At 63.9% G+C, this 22,647-nt stretch carries 21 protein-coding genes and 1 pseudogene; 13 read left to right on the top strand and 9 right to left on the bottom strand.

The genetic code is table 11. From position 1 onward, the window contains the following. Positions 1–80: 80 nt before the first annotated feature. Positions 81–1,160 (bottom strand): carboxypeptidase-like regulatory domain-containing protein, encoded by a 1,080-nt coding sequence (locus C4S68_RS14310; RefSeq protein WP_103933780.1) that lies wholly within the window; start codon positions 1,158–1,160, stop codon positions 81–83. 161 nt (positions 1,161–1,321) lie between these two features. Next, complete coding sequence (locus C4S68_RS14305) at positions 1,322–2,311, bottom strand: hypothetical protein (protein ID WP_103933779.1); 990 nt, start codon at positions 2,309–2,311, stop codon at positions 1,322–1,324. A gap of 242 nt (positions 2,312–2,553) precedes the next feature. On the opposite strand from C4S68_RS14305, the gene C4S68_RS14300 reads away from it, so the two are divergent. The 6 genes from C4S68_RS14300 to C4S68_RS14275 all read left to right on the top strand — a co-directional run bounded on the left by C4S68_RS14300 (position 2,554) and on the right by C4S68_RS14275 (position 11,166). Continuing rightward, a complete protein-coding gene (locus C4S68_RS14300) occupies positions 2,554–3,795 on the top strand; it encodes a glycine C-acetyltransferase (RefSeq protein WP_103933778.1) in 1,242 nt (413 codons plus the stop codon). 105 nt (positions 3,796–3,900) lie between these two features. Continuing rightward, on the top strand, positions 3,901–4,311 hold the full coding sequence (locus tag C4S68_RS14295) for an OsmC family protein (RefSeq protein WP_103933777.1): 411 nt from the start codon (positions 3,901–3,903) through the stop codon (positions 4,309–4,311). Positions 4,312–4,639: 328 nt separating this feature from the next. Further along, the gene (locus C4S68_RS14290; RefSeq protein WP_103933776.1) at positions 4,640–7,312 is read left to right on the top strand and encodes a M16 family metallopeptidase; all 2,673 of its coding nucleotides are present in this window, start codon (positions 4,640–4,642) and stop codon (positions 7,310–7,312) included. 100 nt (positions 7,313–7,412) lie between these two features. Beyond that, positions 7,413–7,868: a BlaI/MecI/CopY family transcriptional regulator gene (locus C4S68_RS14285; protein ID WP_103933775.1), complete on the top strand. Its 456-nt coding sequence runs from the start codon at positions 7,413–7,415 to the stop codon at positions 7,866–7,868. Continuing rightward, positions 7,865–9,463: a M56 family metallopeptidase gene (locus tag C4S68_RS14280; RefSeq protein ID WP_103933774.1), complete on the top strand. Its 1,599-nt coding sequence runs from the start codon at positions 7,865–7,867 to the stop codon at positions 9,461–9,463. Before C4S68_RS14285 ends, C4S68_RS14280 begins: the two co-directional genes overlap by 4 nt. Positions 9,464–9,552: 89 nt before the next feature. After that, on the top strand, positions 9,553–11,166 hold the full coding sequence (locus C4S68_RS14275) for a Do family serine endopeptidase (protein ID WP_103933773.1): 1,614 nt from the start codon (positions 9,553–9,555) through the stop codon (positions 11,164–11,166). Positions 11,167–11,268: 102 nt separating this feature from the next. Here C4S68_RS14275 and C4S68_RS14270 read toward each other — a convergent pair whose 3' ends face one another. Next, on the bottom strand, positions 11,269–13,569 hold the full coding sequence (locus tag C4S68_RS14270) for a WD40/YVTN/BNR-like repeat-containing protein (RefSeq protein ID WP_103933772.1): 2,301 nt from the start codon (positions 13,567–13,569) through the stop codon (positions 11,269–11,271). Between the two features lie 171 nt (positions 13,570–13,740). On the opposite strand from C4S68_RS14270, the gene pyrH reads away from it, so the two are divergent. Both pyrH and C4S68_RS14260 read left to right on the top strand, forming a co-directional pair. Then, the gene (gene pyrH, locus C4S68_RS14265; protein WP_103933771.1) at positions 13,741–14,445 is read left to right on the top strand and encodes a UMP kinase; all 705 of its coding nucleotides are present in this window, start codon (positions 13,741–13,743) and stop codon (positions 14,443–14,445) included. 145 nt (positions 14,446–14,590) lie between these two features. Beyond that, positions 14,591–14,995: a TMEM199/VMA12 family protein gene (locus C4S68_RS14260; RefSeq protein ID WP_103933770.1), complete on the top strand. Its 405-nt coding sequence runs from the start codon at positions 14,591–14,593 to the stop codon at positions 14,993–14,995. Between the two features lie 20 nt (positions 14,996–15,015). Here the strand turns inward: C4S68_RS14260 and C4S68_RS14255 are convergent, their stop codons facing one another. From C4S68_RS14255 to C4S68_RS14240, 4 genes are all read right to left on the bottom strand, one after another. Further along, a complete protein-coding gene (locus C4S68_RS14255; RefSeq protein WP_146072151.1) occupies positions 15,016–15,861 on the bottom strand; it encodes a hypothetical protein in 846 nt (281 codons plus the stop codon). 60 nt (positions 15,862–15,921) lie between these two features. Continuing rightward, a complete protein-coding gene (locus C4S68_RS14250) occupies positions 15,922–16,644 on the bottom strand; it encodes a hypothetical protein (protein ID WP_146072150.1) in 723 nt (240 codons plus the stop codon). Between the two features lie 192 nt (positions 16,645–16,836). Then, the gene (locus C4S68_RS14245) at positions 16,837–18,117 is read right to left on the bottom strand and encodes an acyltransferase family protein (RefSeq protein ID WP_103933767.1); all 1,281 of its coding nucleotides are present in this window, start codon (positions 18,115–18,117) and stop codon (positions 16,837–16,839) included. Positions 18,118–18,366: 249 nt separating this feature from the next. Beyond that, on the bottom strand, positions 18,367–19,029 hold the full coding sequence (locus C4S68_RS14240; RefSeq protein ID WP_103933766.1) for a DUF4230 domain-containing protein: 663 nt from the start codon (positions 19,027–19,029) through the stop codon (positions 18,367–18,369). A gap of 60 nt (positions 19,030–19,089) precedes the next feature. On the opposite strand from C4S68_RS14240, the gene C4S68_RS14235 reads away from it, so the two are divergent. Next, positions 19,090–19,371, top strand: a complete 282-nt coding sequence (locus tag C4S68_RS14235) for an AbrB/MazE/SpoVT family DNA-binding domain-containing protein (protein ID WP_103934114.1) — start codon at positions 19,090–19,092, stop codon at positions 19,369–19,371. Then, positions 19,368–19,790 carry a type II toxin-antitoxin system VapC family toxin gene (locus C4S68_RS14230; RefSeq protein WP_103933765.1) on the top strand — a complete coding sequence of 141 codons (423 nt, stop codon included), beginning with the start codon at positions 19,368–19,370 and terminating at the stop codon, positions 19,788–19,790. The genes C4S68_RS14235 and C4S68_RS14230 overlap by 4 nt, the downstream gene beginning before the upstream one ends. Here C4S68_RS14230 and C4S68_RS23410 read toward each other — a convergent pair. Further along, a pseudogene (locus C4S68_RS23410) lies at positions 19,780–19,917 on the bottom strand (glutamine amidotransferase-related protein); the annotation flags it as partial. The gene C4S68_RS14230 and the pseudogene C4S68_RS23410 overlap by 11 nt on opposite strands. A 54-nt stretch (positions 19,918–19,971) precedes the next feature. Between C4S68_RS23410 and C4S68_RS22955 the strand changes: the two are divergent. Together C4S68_RS22955 and C4S68_RS14220 are read left to right on the top strand one after the other, a co-directional pair. Continuing rightward, the gene (locus C4S68_RS22955; RefSeq protein ID WP_146072149.1) at positions 19,972–20,202 is read left to right on the top strand and encodes a hypothetical protein; all 231 of its coding nucleotides are present in this window, start codon (positions 19,972–19,974) and stop codon (positions 20,200–20,202) included. Then, entirely contained in the window at positions 20,189–20,614 is a 426-nt protein-coding gene (locus C4S68_RS14220; RefSeq protein ID WP_160115164.1) for a TA system VapC family ribonuclease toxin, read from the top strand. Before C4S68_RS22955 ends, C4S68_RS14220 begins: the two co-directional genes overlap by 14 nt. On the opposite strand, the gene C4S68_RS14215 is transcribed toward C4S68_RS14220, so the two are convergent. After that, the gene (locus tag C4S68_RS14215; protein WP_103933762.1) at positions 20,604–22,265 is read right to left on the bottom strand and encodes a CTP synthase; all 1,662 of its coding nucleotides are present in this window, start codon (positions 22,263–22,265) and stop codon (positions 20,604–20,606) included. The genes C4S68_RS14220 and C4S68_RS14215 overlap by 11 nt on opposite strands. A gap of 105 nt (positions 22,266–22,370) precedes the next feature. On the opposite strand from C4S68_RS14215, the gene C4S68_RS14210 reads away from it, so the two are divergent. Further along, positions 22,371–22,646 (top strand): hypothetical protein, encoded by a 276-nt coding sequence (locus tag C4S68_RS14210; protein ID WP_103933761.1) that lies wholly within the window; start codon positions 22,371–22,373, stop codon positions 22,644–22,646. Position 22,647: the final 1 nt, after the last annotated feature.

The raw sequence follows: 22,647 nt of genomic DNA, 5'->3' as shown, positions 1-22,647 counted from the left end.
AAGCTTACCTGTGCATTGGACGCACGAGCCAACTCTCTTGGCGCATCGCCTCTCGAGCGAGCCGCTCCGTGCTCCGCACGCTACCTGTCGCTGTGCTTCCGGCCCGTCGTCACGTGGTTCAGCACGAACTCCTGCACCAGGTTACTCACGCCGTCGAGCCCTGCCTGCAACAGACCGTTGGTGATCGTCAGTGGCGCCGAATGCCGGCTTCCCACCGGGTAGTACAGGTTGGAGATCGCAGCCGCGGCCATGTCGCCACCGATGCCGGAGTAGCTTGGCTGCCACTTCCCGTTGTCGCCCCGGGCAATCACCGCGGTTGACAGCGCATACAGCGCACGGGACATCACGCTGCCTGTGCCTTTGTAGAAGTAGCGCGGATCCTGCCGCAGCAACGTCGGCAGTAATGCCCCGCCCACCAGGGTCTGCACTGCGAAGTCGCCTTCGATGGCCCCAAAGCGTTTGCCAAACGACGCTGGCCCCGAACCATAGCCGCTCATCGAATTTGTGGCTTGTCCGACGCCGGCGAAGCCCAGGTTCACCAGGTGGCTCACTGGGTCGATCGACGTCTTCCACGCCAGCTCGAACTTCTGCCGCGCCGCCAGTGGCTGTGCGTTCCAGTCGTAGGTGACAAAGTAGTTCGGCAGGACTCCCAGAAGCCGTTGATGCTCCTCTTCCTGCACCTGGATCTCAGCCATCTGCCGCTGCGAAATCGCATCCACCGAGTCATGCGTCGACGCCTGCAACGCCAGCGGTGGAAGCTCGCGGTTTCCCGCTTCGACGACGAAGCCGTTCAGCGAGCCGTCCCCGAACCCCGCAGCCGAAGCCCGCAGCGAATAAGTTCCCGCAGGAACGTTGGTGAAGGCGTAGCGCCCGTCTCCGTTCGTCTGTTGCTCACGGCTCGGGCCATCCGCCGACAGCAACCTCACCTTCGCGCCTGCGATCGCGGCGCTCTGCGAGTCGGTGATGATGCCGCTCACGACTGCCGAACCTTCGGCAGCAAGCGTCTGCTGCGAGCACCCACACGCGCCGTCGAACCACGCGAGCGAGAGCAGCATCAGGCAGAAGATCGGGAAGGCGCCACGACGCGCGCGAGCAGGCACAACGGCATGCAGCGCGGACTTGGGCCACGTGCGCTCAGGATGGCAGCTTGCAAGGGACACATCCACAGCATACCGCCCACCGTCGAAAGGAGTGCGTGCGACCCATCACGATGGAGAATGGGATACCCGTTGCGAAAGAAAGGCCCATCCCCGGTAAGAGGATGGGCTGGAGAAGTCATGCGTTGTAACAACTGGTGTTGAGTCAACCACTCCTGCTGGTGCTAGTACTGAACCACCAGGTCATCGGCAAGGCGGAAGTGAACCACCGATTCGGCCGGGAGCACGATATCGCGATTGCCCGTCGTGCCGGCGAGCAACGTACCGGCGCCCGCGCCTGCGGCTCCGCCAATTGCAAGCCCAACGCCGCCGGTAGCCACGCCACCGATGAGCATGCCCACGCCCGTCATGCCGCCAATGAAGCCAGCCGTACGACGGCCCTTGCCGCGCTTCGCATTCACATGCTCACGGGTATCCAGCGAGTAGGTGTTGCCGTTGAGGGTCATCGTGGTCAGGCGCAGTTCCAGCACCGAGGCGCCTTTGAAGTGACCGCGGCGGTGCGCTTCATCAATGCGACCGGCTACGGGCGTGCCACGAGGAACAATCACCGTCCCGCCGCGCGAGATGGGCTCAGCCACCTCACCCGTAAAGCGCTCACCCGCAAAGGCATGCTTCACGTTGATCGTCTGGTTGATGCGAATCGCCAACTCGGTACCGGACGGTACCGAAACATTCTGCGGAGCGTAGTTCGCGGCTGGCTGCGGTGCACCCTGGGGTGCAGGCTGCGTGCTCGTTCCGCCATTCACCGGGTACGAAGCCACCGCGTTGTTCAGGTTGTCGCCCTGTGCGGGAGCATTTCCATTGGCGCTGAGCATGTCAGCCGGAGGCGGAGCTGCGACCGCGCTCACCATCGGCTGCGTCGCTGCAGGCTTCGGAGCTCCCGCGGGAGGGGGAGTTACGGTCGTCGAGATCTGCTCCGCAGCGCCGGGAGTCGGAGGCGGCTGCACCGTCGTCGTCACGGTCTCGCCGCTCGAGTTCACATACTGCACCTGCTGCGGAATGTTGGTCGACGCGGCCTGTGCCTTGGCCTGATCGATCGCCTTCTGGTTCGCGCTGGTGCAGCCGGCGAGAAACGCGAACGAGAGCAATGCGGAACCCGCTACCGCGGCGCAGCGCGAGAAACTGCTTTTCGAAGTCTTGTGATCGAAAGTCATCGGTCGTATCTCCTTCACGCGACTCCCCACGAGTGCATGCCGCGTCTGCGGCGAAAGTCAGGGCTGGTGTCCCGGTGCAATGAGACGAAATCTGGATGTGGGGGCCCGTGTTACTAGAAAGATGGATGCCGCGCCATCGCGCCCTGCTGCCTGCGTGGAACACAGAAAACACCCGTCTCGAAAGGTTGCCCTGCACTTTTGAAGACAGACCGAATCTTCCCGGGAGTAGCATCGAAGGTGCCATGAGCACTGCGACAACCCTTCCCGAACCGACCGCGTCGAAGCGCCCGCAACTCGCCCATCTCACCGCCGTCCTCGACGATCTGCGCGCCAAGGGGACCTTCTTCCGCCTGCGCGTCCTCGACGACCAGCAGGCCCCGGTATGCCACTACGACGGCCGCGAGGTCATCAACCTCGCCAGCAACAACTACCTCGGCCTCTGCAATCACCCCAAGCTCATCGAGGCCGCGCTCGAAGCCACGCGCACCCTCGGCGTGGGTTCCGGAGCCGTCCGCACCATCGCCGGCACCATGAAGATCCACATGGAGCTCGAAGAGAAGATCGCCGCCTTCAAAGGCGTGGAGGCCTGCGTCGTCTTTCAGTCCGGCTTCACCGCCAACGCGGGCACGGTCTCGAGCATCCTCGGCAAGGAAGACTTCATCCTCTCCGACGAGCTCAACCACGCGAGCATCATCGACGGCGCCAGGCTCTCGCGCGCCAAGATCAAGGTCTTCCGCCACAAGGACGTCGCCCACGCGGAAGAGCTGCTCAAGGAGGTCCAGAACGAGCCCGGCCGCAAGCTCATCATCACCGACGGCGTCTTCTCCATGGACGGCGACATCGGCCCCATCCCCGCGCTCTGCGACCTCGCCGACAAGTACGGCGCCATCATGATGGTCGACGACGCCCACGCGAGTGGCGTACTCGGCAGGAACGGCCGCGGGTCTGTCTCACACTTCGGCTGCACCGACCGCGTCGACATCCAGGTCGGCACGCTCTCGAAGGCCATCGGCGCGCTCGGCGGTTACGTCTGCGGCAGCCGCGACCTCATCGACTACCTCTACCACCGCGCGCGCCCGTTCCTCTTCAGCACCTCGCATCCGCCTTCGGTCGCAGCCACCTGCATGGCCGCCTTCGATCTCCTCGAAGCCGAGCCCGAGCGGATCGACCGGCTCTGGGCCAATGCGAAGTACTTCCAGGACCAGCTGCGCTCTGCGGGCTTCAACATCGGCGGCATCACCACCCCCGCCACCGAAACCCCAATCACGCCCATCATCATCGGCGATGGCCGCGCCACCATGGACTTCTCGCGCGCCCTCTTCGATCAGGGCCTGATGGCGACCGGCATCGCCTTCCCTACCGTTGCCGAAGGCAAGGGCCGCATTCGCTGCATCATGACCAGCGAACACACGAAGCCGCAGATCGACAAAGCCCTCGAGATCCTCACCGCAACCGCCAAGAAAACGGGCGTAGGCCTCGCGTAGCGCCACGCTCTCCTCGCACCTGACACCCTGAGCACCTCGTACCTCTACAGCTTCACTATCGTGCCTGCCGTAACAAAGAAGACCCGAACGGAGACAAAGAACAAGATGGTTGCAATCGAAATGGAGTACCTCGGAGACCTGCACTGCAAGGCCACACACGGCCCCTCCGGCACTACCCTCGAAACAGACGCCCCCAAGGACAACCAGGGCCGCGGCGAATCCTTCTCCCCGACAGACCTCGTCGCCACCGCGCTTGGCACCTGCATCCTCACGACGATGGGCATCCTCGCGCGCAACATTGGCGTGGACCTCGCCGGCGCCTCCGCCTCCGTCACGAAGGAGATGGCCACTGTGCCCACGCGACGCCTCGGAAGCCTCGCCGTCACGCTCAAGATGCCCGCTGGCGTCTCCGCAGAGAATCGGATCAAGCTCGAACGCGCCGCCCACACCTGCCCGGTACACAAGAGCATGCACCCCGACGTGGCAATGCCCATCACCTTCGTCTGGCCTGATTAGCTCCCTCCCTGAACCGTCATTCCGAGCGCAGCGAAGAACCCCTGTATTTCCTTCGCAGCTGCACAGATCTCAAGGCTCACCCCAGCGCTTCGGCTTGGGCACAAAATCGGATGAGAGCGGCTCTACTGGCTTACCCCATTCCAGGCTCAAATCGCGCCACGCAGGATTGCTCGCCACAATAAGCGCAATCTTCCTGGCGCGATTCCACTTCTTCATCTCGGTCTCGCGCGCGATCGCCCGTAGCCGAACTCCCAATCAGGTTCCACCCCCCGCATGTCACACTGGAAGTGTCCCCGCGCCCCGTGCGCGTCCAAGGAGCCTTCCCCTCTTGAGCCTCAAGCGACTCGTCCCCGCCCTCCTCGTCCTTGCCCTCTCTGCTCCCGTCGCCACCCGCGCCCAGTCCCCCAAAGACTCGCCGGACGTCACGCGCGCCACGCTGAAGAACGGCCTCCGCGTCGTGCTCATCCGCAATCGGCTCGCGCCCGTCGTCACCGTCGAAGCCAACTACATGGTCGGTGGCGATGAGACTCCCGAGGGCTTCCCCGGCACCGCCCACGCGCTCGAACACATGGCCTTCCGAGGCTGCACCGGCATGACCGCCGACCAGACCGCCGCCATCTATGCGCAGCTGGGCGGAGAAAACAACGCCGACACCCAGCAGAACATCACGCAGTTCTTCGCCACCGTGCCCGCCGCTGACCTCGATGTCGCGCTCGAGGCCCAGGCCAAGTGCATGCTCGGTGTCGACAACACCGAGGCCGAGTGGGACAAAGAACGCGGCGCTATTGAGCAGGAGGTGTCCCGCGACCTCTCCAACCCCACCTACAAGTTCATCGCCCGCCTCAACGAAGACATGTTCGCAGGCACGCCCTACGCGCACGATCCGCTCGGCACGCGGCCTTCGTTCGACAAGACCACCGGCAAGATGCTCGGTGACTTCTACAAGGCCTGGTACGTTCCTTCGAACGCGATCCTCATCGTGGTCGGCGACTTCGAACCGGCCGCGGCCATGGCCAAGGTCAAGGCCCTCTACGAGACCGTTCCCGATCACAAGGTCGCCGAGCACCCGGTAATCAATCTTCAGCCCGTCAAGCCCGAAAGCTTCACGCTGGACTCGAATCTCCCCTACGTTCTCGGCTTCATCAGCTATCGCCTTCCCGGCACGGACTCGCCCGACTTCGCCGCCGCCAACATCCTCGCCGACGTGCTTGCCAGCCAGCGCGCCGATGTCTACGCGATGGTCCCTGCGGGCAAGGCGCTCGCTGCCGAGTTCGCCATGGAGGAGACCTACCCCAAGGCCTCGGTCGGCTTCGGCCTCGTCGCCCAGCCCGCCGGCGTGGATCCGAAACCCGCACTCGATGAACTGAAGAAGATCCTCGACACCTACGCGAAGAATGGTGTGCCCTCCGAGCTTGTGGACGCCGCCAAGCGCGCCGAGCTGGCGCAGGCCCAGTTCCAGCGCAACTCCATCCCCGGCCTGGCGACGGTATGGTCGTCGGCGCTCGCAGCCGAGGGCCGCAACTCCCCGGACGAAGACATCGATGCCATCCGCAAGGTCACCCTCGACGACGTGAACCGCGTCGCGAAGGAGTACCTGCTCAACGCTCCGGTGATCACCGCGACGCTGGTCCCCAAGCCTACCGGCGAGACAGCCTCGGCCAAGGGATTCGGCGGCGCCGAAAGCGTCACCCAGGCTCCCACCAAGCCGGTGGTGCTGCCGGAGTGGGCCGCCACCAAGCTCGACGAGCTGAAGGTGCCGTCCACGCCGCTCGATGTCTCGGACACGACGCTCGCCAACGGCATCCGGCTGATTGTGCGCACCGACCGCACCAGCCCCACGGTCACGCTTGTGGGCGGCGTGAAGCATAACGCCGACCTGCAGACTCCTGCCGGCAAGGACGGCGCTGACGCTCTGCTGGATGAGCTCTACAGCTATGGCACCACGTCGCTTGATCGCATCGCCTACCAGAAGGCGCTCGACGACATCGCCGCCAATGCAAGCGCCGGGTACCACTTTTCGCTCACGTCGCTCAAGGAGAACTTTGCGCGCGGCGTGGAGCTGCTCGCCGACGATGAACTGCACCCCGCTCTGCCGCCACAGGCCTTCGCCGTCGTGCAGCAGCAGACGGCCGAGTTCACCGCGGGCAACATCCAGAGCCCGGGTTACAAGTTCGACCACGCCCTGCAGCGCGCTCTGCTTCCGGCCAACGATCCGCAGCTGCGCGACGCTACGCCCGAGACCATCAAGAGCGTGACGCTTGCCGACGTAAAGGCGCTCCACGACGCTACACTGCGCCCCGACCTCACCACCATCGTCGTCATCGGTGACATCACTCCCGCCGAGGCCCGCGCCTCCATCGAAAAATACTTCGGCGCCTGGAAGGCCACCGGCCCGAAGCCTGAGACCGACCTCGGTCCGGTTCCCGTCAACAAGGCGTCGGCCACCAACGTTGCGGACGCGGAGCAGGTGCAGGACACCGTCGTCCTCGCCGAGCAGCTCTCCCTCAACCGCTTCTCGCCCGACTACTACCCGCTGCAACTCGGCACGCACGTACTCGGCGGAGGCTTCTACGCCACACGCCTGTACCACGACCTCCGTCAGGTCGCAGGCTACGTCTACTCAGTCGACGTGGCGCTGAGCGCCGGAAAGACCCGCGCTTCCTACGAGGTCGAGTACGGCTCCGATCCCGACAAGGTCTCGAAGGCCCGCGCCCTGGTCGAACGCGACCTGAAGCAGATGGCCACCGAGGAGGTCTCGCCGGCAGAGCTCCACCAGGCCAAGGCCCTCCTGCTTCGCCAGATCCCGCTCGGCGAGTCCAGCGAAGAGGCCGTCGCCGGCGGCCTGCTCGCCCGCGCCCAGATCGGCCTTCCACTGGACGAGTCTGTGCGCTCGGCGAAGATCTACGCCGGCCTCACCGCCGCCCAGATCAAAGCCGCCTTCGCCAGGTACGTCGATACCGGCGTGTTGGTGCAGGTGGTCCGGGGGCCAGCGCCTCAGTAGGGCAGCAGAACAGCTTGCCCTCCGGCCACTGTTCTGCTGTTCTGCTTCTCTGCTGTTCTGCTAACTAATTCGTTAGTTGACACGTCACATTGAGTGAAAGATGCCGCGCAAGCCCTCCAATACGCTGACCGAAGCCGAACTCAGGCTGATGAACGTCCTCTGGGACCGCGGCGAATCCGCCGTGAGCGACCTGGTGACGGCTGTGTCGGAAGAGGCCGCCCTAGCCTACACCTCGGTCCTCACCACCATCCGCATCCTCGAAAAAAAGGGCTACGTCCACCATCGGCAGGAGGCCCGCGCCTTCCTCTACAGCCCCAGCGTGGGCCGCGACGAAGCCTCCCGCAGCGAGGTCCGCCACGTCCTCTCGCGCTTCTTCTCCAACTCCCGCGAAGGCCTGCTGCTCTCCCTGCTCGGCGACGGCGATATCACCGCCGAGGAGCTCCAGCGTCTCAAAGCCGCCATCGCAGCAGCGCCGGACGACACCACCCCGCGCGCCGGCGCACCGCAGCCCACCGCACCCGGAAGGGCCCCCACCGCTAAGGAGGTCCGCAAATGACCCTCCTCACTGCGCCACTCGGCACCGCTCTTCCTCACAGCTCGTCGCTGATAGCCTCATCGCTCAACAGCGTTGCTTATAGCTCCTCGCGAGCCGCATCTGTGCTGGACAGCAACCTCCTGCACAGCAGCACAATCCTCCACGCTGCACCGATGGCCGCCGGAGCCCTCATCGCCGCGGCCTGGCAGGGCGTCATCCTCGTCAGTTTGGTCGCGCTGGCGCTGCGCCTCCTCCCGCGCCTCTCCGCCACCGTCCGCTCGCTCATCTGGACGGCCGTTCTCGCGCTTGCCGTCCTGCTCCCGCTGCTGTCCTTCGCGACCCACACCGCCCCCACGCACACCGCAGCCACCCCCCACGCCACACTTCACCTCCCCGAGACCTGGAGCTTTGCGCTCGCCGCTCTATGGGCTGCGATCTCGCTCTTCAAACTCGTTCAGCTCGCCCGCAGCGCCTGGCATCTCGCCGCCATCTCTCGCCGAGCGGTCGAAGTCGACCGCGAAGACCTCAGCTCACTCGACCCGAACATCAGCGTCCTCCTGCACGAAGGCCGTCGGCAACCGCGTCTCTGCATCTCCGACGAGGTCGACCGCCCCTGCGTCGCGGGCTTCTTGTCCCCACGCATTCTCCTCCCCGTTGGCCTCCTCGAACGCGTCACGCCCCTCGAACTCGAGCAGATCCTCCGCCACGAGCGCGAGCACCTCAACCGCAGCGACGACTGGATCAACCTCGCCCAGAAGCTCGCCCTCGCCCTCTTTCCGCTCAACCCCGCGCTGCTCTTCATCGAGCGCCAGCTCTGCACCGAGCGCGAGCTGGCCTGCGACGACACCGTCCTCCGCGAGACCCACGCCGCCAAGGCGTATGCGCTGTGCCTCGCCAACCTCGCCGAGATGTCGCTGGCCCGCAAGTCAGCGCTGCTCGCGCTCGCTGCGTGGCAGAAGCGCAGCGAGCTCGCCCGCCGCGTCGAGCGCATCCTGCTTCCCAGCGTCGCCGCCATGCCCCGCCGCGCCGCAGCCACCGCCGGCGCCCTCGTCACGATGCTCGCCATCGGCTCCGCCGCCACGCTCGCCCACGCCCCCGCACTGGTCAGCTTCGTCCCGGCGATGCCTTCGGCCAACACTCTGGCGGCAAACGATCTGCAGGTCGTCCCGCCCACGCAGTCCTTTGCTTCGCGCATGTCCCCGGTGACTCCGGCGGCCACTTCGATGGCATTTCCCGTCGGCGCCAATACGCCTGGCATGCGCCGCGCCCATGCGACATCCTTGCTCATGACGCTCCCCGCGAAACGAATCACCGCGAGGCCGGTCACCGTGACATTAGGAAAGAAGCCTGCGCACCACGCTCCGGTTGCGCGTGAGATTGCAGCGCTCGATCCTCCGCACCTGCAGCAGCCGGCGGAAGCGACGCTGGTCCGCCAGGTCATCGATCCCGAGGAAGGCACCATCACCAGCTGGTACGTCGTTGCCAGCTACGATGCCCTGGGCAGCTCTCAACCTGCGGCGGCCCAGCCTGTGCAGCAACCGCGTCGGCAGCCACACTATGTTCCCACCTACGCCGCCTTCGCGACTCCCGCAGGCTGGCTGGTCGTAGAGATGTAACCCCAACTTCAACTCGGAACGAAGAACTCGCAACTCATCACTCTGAACCCGAAACTCAAACCAAAACCTACTCCCCAAAGGTGCCACCCATGTCCACACCAACTAATGAATTAGTAGCTTCCCTCCGCAAGCAGCTCGCCCGCACCATTGCCCCCGCCGCTATCGCCACCACCTTCGCCCTCGGAGCGGTCTTCGCCGTCAACCACACCAACGTCCACGCAGCGGAGGTCTCCCCGCTCGACGACCACTCCGTCGCCGCGCTCACCGCACTCGACAACGCCATGGAGTCCGTCGCGGCCAAAGTGACGCCGGCGGTCGTGAACATCGCCGTCACCAGCAAGGGTGACGCCGACGAGGACGGCGACGATCAGCAGGGCAACAGTTCCGCACCGCAGCAGGGCCAGCAGCTGCCTCCCGGCCTCGAGCAGTTCTTCGGCCAGATCCCCGGCTTCGGTGGCTTCGGTGGAGGCAACGGCCGCCAGTTCCGGATGCAGCCCCAGCAGCCGCAGCTGCAGCACGGCATCGGCTCCGGCGTCATCATCTCGCCTGACGGCTACATCGTGACCAACGGCCACGTCGTCAACGGCGCCACCAACGTCAAGGTCACGCTGCATGACCGCCGCATCCTCAACGCCAAGGTCGTCGGCGTGGATAAGCTCACCGACATCGCCGTCGTGAAGGTCAACGCCACCGGCCTGCCCTTCATCACCTGGGGCGATAGCGGCAAGCTCATGCCCGGCCAGACTGTGCTCGCCTTCGGCTCGCCCTTCGGCTACTTCCAGTTCTCCGTCACCCGCGGCATCGTCAGCGCCGTCGATCGTCAGAACCCCTACTCCACCGACGCCCGCAAGCCCGGTGGCTACATCCAGACCGATGCCGCCATCAATCCCGGCAACTCGGGTGGCCCGCTGGTGAACGCGCACGGCGAGCTGGTCGGCATCAACACCTTCATCATCTCGGACTCGGGTTCGTTCGCCGGCGCAGGCTTCGCCATCCCCTCACAGATGGTGCACTCCATCTCGCAGCAGATCATCAGCACCGGCAAGGTGGAGCACGGCTACCTCGGCATCAGCATGAACGATGTGACGCCCGACAACGCCCGCTTCTTCCAGCTCAAGGACGCAGCGGGAGCAATCGTCGCCGATGTGACGCCGGATGCGCCCGCAGCGAACGCCGGCATCAAGCAGGGCGACGTCATCCGCTCGCTCAACGGGCATGAGATCGTCAACGGCAGCGCGCTGCAGGTGGCCGTCAGCCAGGATCGCCCGGGCACGAAGATCGAGCTTGGCATCCTGCGTAACGGCCAGCCGTTGACGATCAACCTCACGGTCGGCGAGTACCACGCGAAGGGCGACGTCCAGACCGCTGACAACGATGGCGACGGCACGAACGGCAAGCAGACCGGCAAGCTCGGCCTCGCTGTAGCCAACCTGGATGGCGACGCTCGCCAGCAGCTGCAGATCCCCAGCAGCGTGAAGGGAGCGATCATTGAGACCGTTCGTCCCGGCAGCGCTGCGGATGACGCAGGGCTGCAGCGCGGCGATGTCATCCTCGAGGTCAACCGCAAGCCGACGCCCTCGGCGGACCAGTTCGTCGGAGCCGTCAAGTCCTCCACCGATAACCGTGACCTGCTGCTGCTCGTCTGGTCGCACGGCAACGCGAGCTACCGCACGCTGCGTGGCGATTCCGGCCAGAACGGCTAAGAAGACGAGGGCCCAGGGTTAGGGCACAGGGTCCAGACTGCGATGCGATGTCAGACCACAATCGCAGTCTGGGCCCTGAGCCCTGGACCCTCAACTGCCCGCTCACTTTCCCGTCCCCACGGGCTGCAGCACCGGCGTGGCAATATCCTCCACCCCCGCTTTGCCATCCGTGCGTCCATGCCACACGCCGCCGCCAAAGGTGTTGATGTACACCCAGCCCGGGCGCACCGGGTCCGCGGTCACGCGATGCCCCCAGAGGAAGTTGTAGCCTTCCATCCGCCGCCAGTGCTCGCCCTTGTCGCTGGAGATCCACGCCGAGGACTCATAGCCCGTCGCATACAGCTCATCCGGGTTCTCCGGATTGCACGTCACCGAGAAGATGTGCTGATTGCGATCGAAGATCAATCGCCAGTGCGCGCCCGAGTCTGTCGAGAGAAAAATGCCTCCATTGCTGCCTTTGTTCCCTACCGGCCGCGGCCATGCTGCAAGGTACAGCCGTGTTGCGTCGCGCGGATCGACCAGCACCTCGTAAGGATCGTTGACCCCGTGCGGAAGCTCTACGCGATGCCAGCTCTGCGCGCCGTCGACCGAGTGATACATCTGCCCGTCGGTGTCCGGTCCTGAGAGGTTCGCGCTCGTCTTCCGTGGAACCGTGACGAACAGCGATCCATCCGGCGCCAGTACGATGCGATAGGTCCGCGGATACTCGTCGGCGATCCCTTGATTCATCAGCTTCCAGCTCTTGCCGTCGTCCACGGACTTGGCCACTCCGCGCCCCAGCACGGACGCATACAGCGTGCGTTGGCCTACCGGACTCTTCGGATCGAGCACCAGGCTCGTCACCGCTCCGGGAGGCACTCCTGCGAAGGTGTTCGTCCACGATCTTCCACCGTTCACGCTCAGATACACCGCACCGCGAAAGTGCGTCACCGGCCTGTTGCGCCACACCCTCGGCGACGGAAGATCGTGCTGGTCGCTGTAGGCCACCCACATCTTGTTGCGCACTGCGGGATCGAAGACGACATCGTACGCCGTGTTGGCCAGGGCGAACGGAACCCCTTGCCGCGAAGCCCACCACGACTCCCCGCCATCCTCACTCCGGAAGAGGCCGATGTCGGTGTAACCGACAAATATCCTTCGCGGATTAAACGGGTCGAAAGACACAACGTAGTTGTTCAACACGTCGAGCCCGTTCGTTACTGCGCCACCGTCCGGCCCTGAATGCGAGTACACCGCCTCCCAGTGGTCGCCGCCGTCGGTGGACTTCATCGCCCGCCCATCGTCGGTGGAGTACACCGTTCCGTGCTTCCCCGGAGCCACAGCGATTCCATGCGGCACACCGCCCCACATACTGCCCAGGAACGGCGTGATCCACGCATCCTGCACGTTGTCCGCACCCGGACCGGAGTCCTTCCACACCAGGGTCCAGGTCTGTCCGCCGTCCTGACTCCGTGCGATACCGTCCCACGTCTGCCCGGCGTCCTTCAGATCGGAGAACGCAGCGAAGATCGTCTTCCCGTCGTGCCCTCCTGCGGCCAGCGCGACCTTGGCATCGGTCCCCGGCAGCTCCGCCTTGTGCCATTGCGTGGGCCCGTCCTTGCTCGCGTTCACCACGTACAACACATCGTCGTGGACGCCCATCAGCGTGACTGGCCCCGCGGCAGCTTTGTCGGGCCCATCCAGCGCCACGCTCGACCAGTAGTCCGTCGGGCTCACGCTGGGAGCGAAGATCTTCTTGTCTGAGAGGCGCCAGAAGCCCTTTGGGCCGGCCAGCCAGACCCCGTCCGCGGCCACGAGAAGCCGTTCCACCTTGGCTGGCAGCATCTTCTCCTCACGCCAGTGCGTCCCGTGGTCAGCCGAGCTCCACAGCAGCTCCGGAACTCCCTCGGTAGCAGCCCACAGGCGGCCATCTCGCGGGTCGACCGCAATCGCAGCCACGCCCGGAGGTCCCTGACTGCCGGGCGGCGCCGGAGAGCGAAGATTGATGTCAGCGTCGTCCGAGCTGTCGTCGACCCCAACGATCTGCTTGGGCGATGGGAGCACCAGCTCCCACGTCGCTCCCTCGTCCACCGAACGCCACAAGCCGACAGTCAGCGCGTACATCACCTTGCGGTCCAACGGATCGAAGGCAAAGTCTCGCGCAGCTCCCAGCAGGTTGAACATCCTCCAGTGGAGGCCACCGTCGTGGGTGATGTATGACCCGCTCATATCGCAGCCCACCAGCACCGTCTGCGGGTCGATGGGGCTGATCGTGGGGTGAAACATTGCTCCACCACCGCCGGGCCCAATCACGGCAAAGTCCCCGGCACGCTGCGCGGCGGCTGGGGCGCAGCTCGTGGCGAGCGGCAGCGAGACGAACGCCAGCGAAAGCATCCAGAACAGACGCAATCTGCTGGTCCCCATAGGGAAAACCACTGCGCGACCCGCTCTGCTCATGCTTCTCCTTGCCACATTGTTGTTTCCTGGAGGGCGGAGACCATTGTCGGTCAGCGCAACGCCCGGCACAATCCGTATGGCGCTCCCCATCCGGCTTGCGGCGATCCCGGAAGCCCTCCCTGTACACTTGAACCTGACATGTACAAGCGCGTTTTGCTCAAGATCTCAGGGGAAGCACTGGCCGCCGGTCGCGGCTTCGGTGTCGACGCAGTCTTCATCAATGCCATCGCCGAGGAGATCGTTGACGTCGCGCGCAGCGGTTGCGAGGTAGCCATCGTCGTCGGTGGAGGAAACTTCTTCCGCGGCGTCGCCGAGCAGGCGCAGCACATGGACCGCGTCGCCGCCGACCACATGGGCATGCTCTCCACGGTCATCAACGCCGTCGCCCTGCAGGACGCCATCGAGAAGACCGGCGTCTACTGCCGGGTCATGAGCGCCATCGCGATGCACCAGGTCGCCGAGCCGTACATCCGCCGCCGCGCCATCCGCCACCTCGAAAAGGGCCGCATCGTCATCTTCGCCGCCGGCACCGGTAACCCGTACTTCTCCACCGACACGGCCGCCAGCCTGCGCGCGATGGAGATCGGCGCCGACGTCCTGCTGAAGGCCACCAGCGTCGACGGCATCTACACCGCCGACCCCAAGAAAGACCCCACCGCCGAGAAGTTCCAGACGATCACCTACATGGAGATCATCAAGCTCGGCCTCCGCGTCATGGACACCACCGCCGTCTCGCTGTGCAAGGACAACAACCTCCCGATGATCATCTTCTCGATGCGCGAGAAGGGGAACATCCAGCGCGTCGTCCACGGCGAAAAGCTCGGTACGCTCGTCACTGCCTAGACACCAGAGCAGCAAGGATCCGGGTGCCCCGGGTACGGACTCTCGGACCCGGGCTCAGGACTGCCGGCCATTCCCACGGCCGCTATCAATCTGACGGCGTCCTCGCCTGAATCTCGCGTCAACCCCGCGCTATCATTTCCCTCGTATGCTCGCCGCGATCCCCCAAGCCCTCCGGAGCGTCCTGGCCGTGCTGGCCGGCTTCGTCGCTATGGTCGCCCTGGTCATCGTCTGCACGCTCCTTGCTATGCAAGCGATGCACCTCAAGTCGGGCCATCCCACGCCTGGCTACCTCGTGATCAACGCGACCTATTCGCTGCTGGCCGCTGTCGCTGGCGGCTGGATCGCCGCAAGGCTGAGCCGTTATAAGCCGTTGCACCACGCGCTGGCGCTCGCCATGATCGTGGCCTTCCTAAGCCTCGTGATGCTCATGAAGCCTTCGCTCTCGCAGTCCTACACGTATCAGCTCGCAATGGCGATCGTGCCGCCGTTCGCTGTACTTGCCGGAGGTTGGCTCGCCTCCCGCCAGATGGGCCCGGACGTCGCTGCCTGAGCCCATTCCGCTGATCGCAGTTACTCTGCCGCGATGATCTCGCCGTCCACGCTCTCGCTGCGCTCCGTTGCCGCAATCACTGCGTAGCCCAGGAACATGAGGATGTAAGGGACCGCCGTCAGCAGAGACGCGAGTACCTCGAGCACAAGCCGCTTCTCTTCCGTAGCGCTGCGCACAATCGCCGAGCTCTGGCCGATGAAGAAGCCCATCGCCAGCGCCACAAATCCCAGAACCAGCGCCATCAGGCGGGCGCTCCGCGCTCCATGCTCCGTCGGAGTCTTCTCCGTCAGCACCTTCAACGCGGCATTCGAAAGCACTCCCACCTGCAGCGCCACGACCACTGCCGCGAGGCCCAGGCGGAACCAGATGCTGTGCAGCAGCGCGGGGTTCGCGACCAACAAGTAGCGCGTCAGGTAGGTGTTGCCGACGGCCGCGGCCGCATACAACGCCAGCGCTCGCAGAGCCAGCAGTGTCGCACCGTTGACGCGTGCGCTCAGTGCCGCCACAGCACCGTTCCAGCTGTTCCTGCGGCCAGCGGTCCACACCAGCCCAGCGGTCAGCACAAACGCCGAGACGTACAGCAGGATGCGCACGAAGTTCGTCGTCCAGCCCAGCGCAATCGCATAGATGTAGAGCTGCTGCGCGGCCTGCATCGTCAGCCCCTTGGTCGCAACCGTGCCGCCGAGCGCCGAGTGGAACTGCATACGGTGCATCGCGATGGCGTGCATCAATGCACCCTGCCCAATGTTCAGCAGCGAGCCAATCAGGTCCGCCACCAGCACCGGCACCCACAGCAAAGGGCGACGGAAGAAAAGGTCTGAGGCGTCAGCCCAATAGCGTCCCATCGATACAGGTTGCGTTGCCATGTGTGCGTTCCAACTCCCGGAGCCTTCGCCCCCAAACTTCAGGAGCATTCGCTCCACTCCTCATGATACCGGGCCGGCGGCGGGAAGCTCACCCATCTGCAGCATCTCCAGCTCCTTCACGCGCACCCTCCTCGGCACAACCAGCAGAGCGAAGGCGACAAACTCAGGAACCTGCGGCAGATCATTCACAATCGTTCTTGCCATCGACGTCCACAAATGCGACGAAACATCTCCCGGGAAGCTCCATCCGATGGTGTACTGCGCCCGAACGATCGCGAAGACGACGAGCGACGCCGCCACAGCGACAACCCGCGACGCCAGCTTCTCCGGCGCACCGAGGGACTGATCCGAAAGCATCCATAACCAGAGTGGTGCCAGCAAGCCCTCCAGCGCGAGAGCCACTGCGTAGGTAACAAAGGCGAACATGCCGCCCTTCAGACTCGGCATGAGACCGTACAGTACCATCACCAACAATAGCGGGAGGAGGACGAAAGCCAGCACCTGAACTCCGGTAAGTCCCAGGATCCGCTTGAGGTTCCAACCTCGTGGAAGGTCTGTTGAAACATCCGCGCGATCGAGCTTCCAAACCGCCTGGGCCGTGGCGACGCACGCCACAACCGTGCAGAGAACACTGGCGGATCGCAGCAGGAATCCAACCAATCCCCCGACAAGCGTCAGCCCGAATGGCGTCGCCAGCACTGTGAGCATTGATCCATGATTTCCCGTCAGGACGGAACGCTCCCCCGCGTTCTGGAACGCGAGCCAGCGTAACCCGTCTCGCATGAAGCTCAATCGTGCAAAGAGAAGAAGGTCCTCCAACACGGAGGCAATGACGACCGGCACCCAAACCGCAGGATGCCTGCGGCATATCTCAAACGTGCGCTTCCAAAGCTCGCCCACTTCGATATCTCCATGCAGGGCATTGGGTAACTGCCGCCCATCCTACAAGAGTTCGAAGGAATACCAGGTCGCGAGTTACGCAGACTCCGCAGCTGCCCGTTCCTTCTGCGCCGCCCGCTTCGCCTTCCACCAATCCTTGATCCAAACCTGCGCCGGATGCTCCACCCACTTGCGTGCAGCCACCGCCACGCACACCACCAGCACGTAGCTGATCCACGGATCGAAGCGCTTCAGGTGCAGCGCTTCCATCACGTGGTGCTGCTGCAGCAGCAGCATGCCGTTGAAGTGCAGCAGGTACAGCGCGTAGGTCGAAGTGCCAATCACCAGCAGCGGCGGAATCCCGAAGATCCTCTGCCACAGCCCCGGCCCGGACAAGCTGAGGATGATCAGCGCGAACACCGGCGTCAGCAGCCCGCCGTGCACCAGGATGTAGGGCATGCGCGTGACCAGGTGATACACAATGACGTACGCCGCGCCGAAGCCAACGATCCCGACGATCGTGCGGCTGCGGCTGGATAGCGGCCACCGTGCGTGGTTCTTCCACTGCTCGTGGATGTGTCCCAGCGTGAGGCCGGCGAAGAACGTGCACACATACGGCAGCGGTGTGTACTTCAACGTATTGAGCCAGTAGCCGCCCGAGTACCGGTCGGCCATGCCCGCCAGGTGGTCCGGGTTGCGCACGATGTAGATCGAATGCGGAACGAGCCCTACCGCCCAGAAGCCGAAGAACATCAGCAGCAACGTCGGCAGGCTGCGCGGCCACTTCAGCCGCACCAGCCAGGGGAATGCGAGGTACAGCATCACCTCGCACGACAGCGTCCACGTCACCGTCATCCAGAAGGTCGCGAGGTCCGGAAACCAGCCCTGCATCAGCAGGGGGGTCGCAATCGCGCCCTCCCAGAACTGATGGTGCGAGCGAACATGCCATTCGTTGAGGAGGAACGGAATCGACACCAGCATCGTCAGCAGGTAGATCGGATACAACCGCGACATCCTCGCCATCCAGAAGTCGACCGGATTCACAGGCTTGTCCCGGAAGGCGTAGTTGTAGGAGAGGATGAACCCCGAAATCAGGAAGAAGAAGCTGACAAACACATATCCGATGTCCACGATCGGATAGAGCGACACCCACGGGTGCGCCTCCCAGCGAAGCCCCGACGGCGTGAAGTGAAACAGCAGAATCGTCAGCGCGAGACAGGTCCGGATACCCGTAAGTCCCGGCATCGGTTGACGTCGCGCCTCGGTGGCAGCTGTCAGCGGCTTCGGCTGCAGGTCTCCCGCAAGATCTCCGGTGGAGGTCGGGGCCGTATCGGGGACGGGATCTGCGATTTCGTGAACAGCGAGCCCTGGACTCATGATTCCTCTGACTTCTTCCATGAGACGCAAGCCTTCGCCGCGCAGTCGCGCCAGCCCCGGAATTATCTTCAGACGCGCCGCAGCCCTCATGGGCCTCGATGCGCTGTCTGCCGGGCTTTCCCCTCAGGGGGTGACGCGGGCAAGTGCATGACAGCACGCAAAATAGGGCCCTTCTAGGATACATCCACCAACCAGGCGGCGGAGGTGAGGATGTCGCAGAACGACGACACCAGCCCGCGGGCCACGCCGCTACTTCACGTCCACATGCGCGAATCCCAGACCCTCGAGCATCGCCGTCACGGTTGCTCGGGCGTTCTTTGACGCCGCATCCAGAATCCCGTCCGTCAGCGCCGCCTGCTGCAACTCGCCCTGCGCCTTCTGCCGCACCGACGTCTCCAGGTTCGGGTCCGCCTTCACCAGCAGTCCTGTATCGCGCTGGTAGACACGCGTCTTGCCGTTATCCAGCGTCGTCAGGAACACCTGCGACGCCGGCAGCGTCAGGTGGATCGTCCGCCCGTCCTTGCCCTCGGTAATCTGCACGCTCTCCGGCTTCAGCTGGCTCAGGTCCACGCCCGCAATCGTCTGCCCATGCACGATCATCAGCAGCTTGTCGCCGGCCAGCGCATCCGGCAGCACCGGGTTCGACTCGTTACCTTCGACGACCGTATCCATCGAGTAGACGACGGTCTCCAGCCGGCTCAGACGCTCAATCTTGTCGATCACATCCGGCGCCGTCACAATCGTCATCGGCCGGCCCGTAATCATCGAGACCAGCCGCCCCGCCAGCCCCGACCGCGCATGGTGAACAAAAACACCCAATGCCAGAGCGCCCAAAGCAATAGAGAGCAGCACACCAAAAAACGCCCCGCCGCCCCGCCGCTGCCCATCCCGGTAGTCGTATTGCATCGTCATCACGAACTACTCTACAGCCAACCGGCCGAAATGCCATTTTGAAATGGTAAAATGGTATTCATGAATGCCACGGTAGAGATCGACAAGGCCGGACGTATCGTGGTCCCCAAGAAGGTCCGCGACGCCCTTGGGCTCAACGCCGGCACGCAAGTTGAGTTAGAGGTACAGGAGGATGCCGTTGTGCTCCGCGCCAAGCGACAGCCGAAGGGCCTCTGGAATGACCGCGGCCTCTGGGTCTATGACGCTGGCGTTCCGATCACGACCGACGAAGTCCAGCGGTGGATGGACGAGCTGCGCGAACGTCGCATGCGATTCGTCTCCGGCGAGAGCCTCGAGCCATGATCTTCCTGGATACGTCTATCCTCATCGCGGCTGCGCAGAGTTCACACATCCACTACGAGAACAGCGCCGAATTGCTTCGAGCAGCCACTCGTACCAACACAGCATGTGGCTCTCATTCCCTCGCAGAAACCTACTCAAGCCTGTCGGGGATGCCTAAGCCCTTGCGGCTGCCAATCCCCGCAGTCATGCAGGTCATGTCCCAGGTTCGCGAGAGGGTCAAGATCGTCAGCCTGACTGATCGAGAGTATGCCTCTGTGATCGAGCACACGGCTGCGTCAGGATTGATTGGCGGGATTATCTTCGACGCGCTCCTGATCGAGTGCGCCCGGAAGGTAAAAGCGACGCGCATCTACTCTTGGAACGCGCGCCACTTTCGCCTGCTTGCTCCGGATCTTGCCAACCGGATCTTTACGCCCTGACCTCCGCCTTCACCACATCCTCGGCCTTCTTCAGCCCACGATTCGCGTAGCTGGCCTTCACGAAGTTGCGGAACAACGGGTGCGGCTCCAGCGGCTTCGACTTGAACTCTGGGTGGAACTGGCAGCCAGCAGGTTGACACTCCAGGTAGCGTCGCTCGGCCTTCTGCACTACGATGAACGCATGCGGGTGACCATCGACATCCCGGAAGCAACATACGAAACTCTTCGGGCTCTCGCTGCCGCCCAAGAGGTTCCCGTCGATCAAGTTGTCGCAGATCAGCTACGTAAGCTCGCGGGAATTCCTGCCACACCGGAAGAACTCGCAAAACGCTTCCCGCTGATTAAGTCGAAGCACCCGAATTCCATCACATCGGAGCAGGTCGCGGAGTTCGATTTCCTTGATCCTTCCTGACGCAAACGTATGGTTCTCGCTGAGCACGAGCGGACACGCCAGTCACACATCCACGGCGAAATGGTTGCAGTCCGTCGCTTCCAGCGAGCGCATATTCTTCTGCCGCCTCACTCAGCTCTCTCTGCTGCGCCTGCTCACCACCAGCCAGGTAATGGGTGACGACGTGATGACGCAGCGAAGCGCCTGGCTATCCTTCGACTTTCTAATGCTGGACCCACGCATCGAACTTCATCCGGAACCAGAAGGCCTTTCCATTGCGTTCAGGAATCAGTCCAATCGCAACGAAGTTTCGCCAAAGCGTTGGGCAGATGACTATCTTGCGGCATTCGCAAACGCCGGCGGTCTTCAGCTTGTCACTTACGACCGCGCTCTGGCCGCGAGAGTGCAGGGCGCGTGCCTGCTTACGCCCTGACCTCCGCCTTCACCACGTCCTCCGCCTTCTTCAGCCCGCGATTCGCATAGCTGGCCTTCACAAAGCTGCGGAACAGCGGGTGCGGCTCCAGCGGTTTCGACTTGAACTCAGGATGGAACTGGCAGCCCAGGAAGAACGGGTGCCCGGGGATCTCCACGATCTCCACGTAGGTCGCATCCGGCGTCGTGCCCGTCAGCTTCAGTCCGCCGCCCACCAGCACCGCCTCGTACTCGCGGTTGAACTCATACCGGTGCCGATGGCGCTCGCTGATCTGCGTCGTCCCGTAGGCCTGCGCCGCCAGCGATCCCGGCTCCAGCACGCAATCCCACGCACCCAAACGCATCGTTCCGCCCATCTCTTCCACGCCCGTCAGCTCGCGCAGCTTGTAGATGATCCGGTGCGGCGTCGCTGGATCGAACTCGCCCGAGTTCGCCTTGCCCAACCCGCACACGTTGCGCGCGTACTCGATGCACGCCGTCTGCATGCCCAAACAAATCCCGAAGTACGGCACCTTCTGCTCACGCGCATAACGAATCGCCTTCAGCATGCCTTCGATGCCGCGCTTGCCGAAGCCGCCCGGCACCAGAATGCCGTCGAAGCCCTCCAGCTGCGAGTGAAAGCTCGTGTCCTCGGGACCATCGCCTTCCAGCCCCTCGGCCTCCACCCAAACCACGCGCAGCTTCAGGTTCTCCGCCAGCGCGCCATGCACCAGCGACTCCTTCAGGCTCTTGTACGAATCCTCATACTCCACGTACTTGCCCACGATGCCGATCACAACCTCGTCCTGCGGGTTGTAGGCGCGATGCACGATGTCCTGCCACTTGCTCAGGTCCGCCGGCTTCGCGTCGATGCGCAGATACTTGAGCACCAGCTCGTCCACGCCCTGCGCCGCAAAGTTCAACGGCACCTCGTAAATGCTCGGCACATCGCGCGCGATGATCACCGCCGCCTGCTCCACGTTGCAGAATGCCGAGATCTTCTCCCGCATATCGCGCGGGACTTCGCGATCGGCACGGCACAACAGAATGTCCGGCTGGATGCCGATCGACAGCATCTCCTTCACCGAGTGCTGCGTCGGCTTGGTCTTCAACTCCTGCGCCGCCGCAATCCACGGAATCAGCGTCGTGTGCACGAAGCACGTGTTGTCACGGCCCAGCTCCTGCCGCATCTGGCGGATCGCCTCCAGGAACGGCAGCGACTCGATATCGCCCACCGTGCCGCCGATCTCCACCAGCACCACATCCACATCGCCCGACGCCGCCACCTTGCGCGCCGCGTTCTTGATCTCATTCGTGACGTGCGGAATCACCTGCACCGTCTTGCCCAGGTAGTCGCCCCGGCGCTCCTTGGTGATGATCTGCTCGTAGATCCTGCCCGTCGTCAGGTTGTTGTCCCGCGACAGCTTGGCGTGCGTGAACCGCTCGTAGTGCCCCAGGTCCAGGTCCGTCTCCGCACCGTCGTCGGTCACAAAGACCTCGCCATGCTGGAACGGGCTCATCGTGCCCGGATCCACGTTCAGATACGGGTCAAACTTCATCATGTTCACGCGGAGTCCACGCGCTTCCAGCAAACAGCCGATCGAGGCCGCAGCCAGGCCCTTGCCGAGGGAAGACACAACTCCGCCCGTTACAAAGATGTACTTTGCTGACATTGCGGCGACCTCTTTAATTGTGAGTTTGGTTGGTGCTTGGTGGGCACGATCAAGTATACCGTAGCCCGTCTGTGCATTCCCCCAGACGCGGAGTATAGTGACCGCATGGCTGCTCTCGCCCAGATCACGCCGCAGCAGGAGGCGATTCGTGAAGCGCTGGCTTCGCTCTCTCTGCCGGAAGGCGTTGCCCTCCAAGCGGTGGAGCTCAGAGAAAACAGCTTCGGTGAGCCGTCCTGGTTCATCATCTACGCCGTCGCACCCATCCACCTCTCCGACGAAGATCGGGCGAAGCAGCTGTCCGATCTCATTGATGACACTCTCCGGGCTCTGGATCGGCTGGATCTGCCATTGTTTGAATATGTAGACTTCGTCGTCGCGTAAT

Origin of the sequence: Bryocella elongata, from assembly GCF_900108185.1 — a bacterium.
Lineage (GTDB): Bacteria > Acidobacteriota > Terriglobia > Terriglobales > Acidobacteriaceae > Granulicella > Granulicella elongata.
This window is presented reverse-complemented; position numbering and strand designations above follow the sequence as displayed.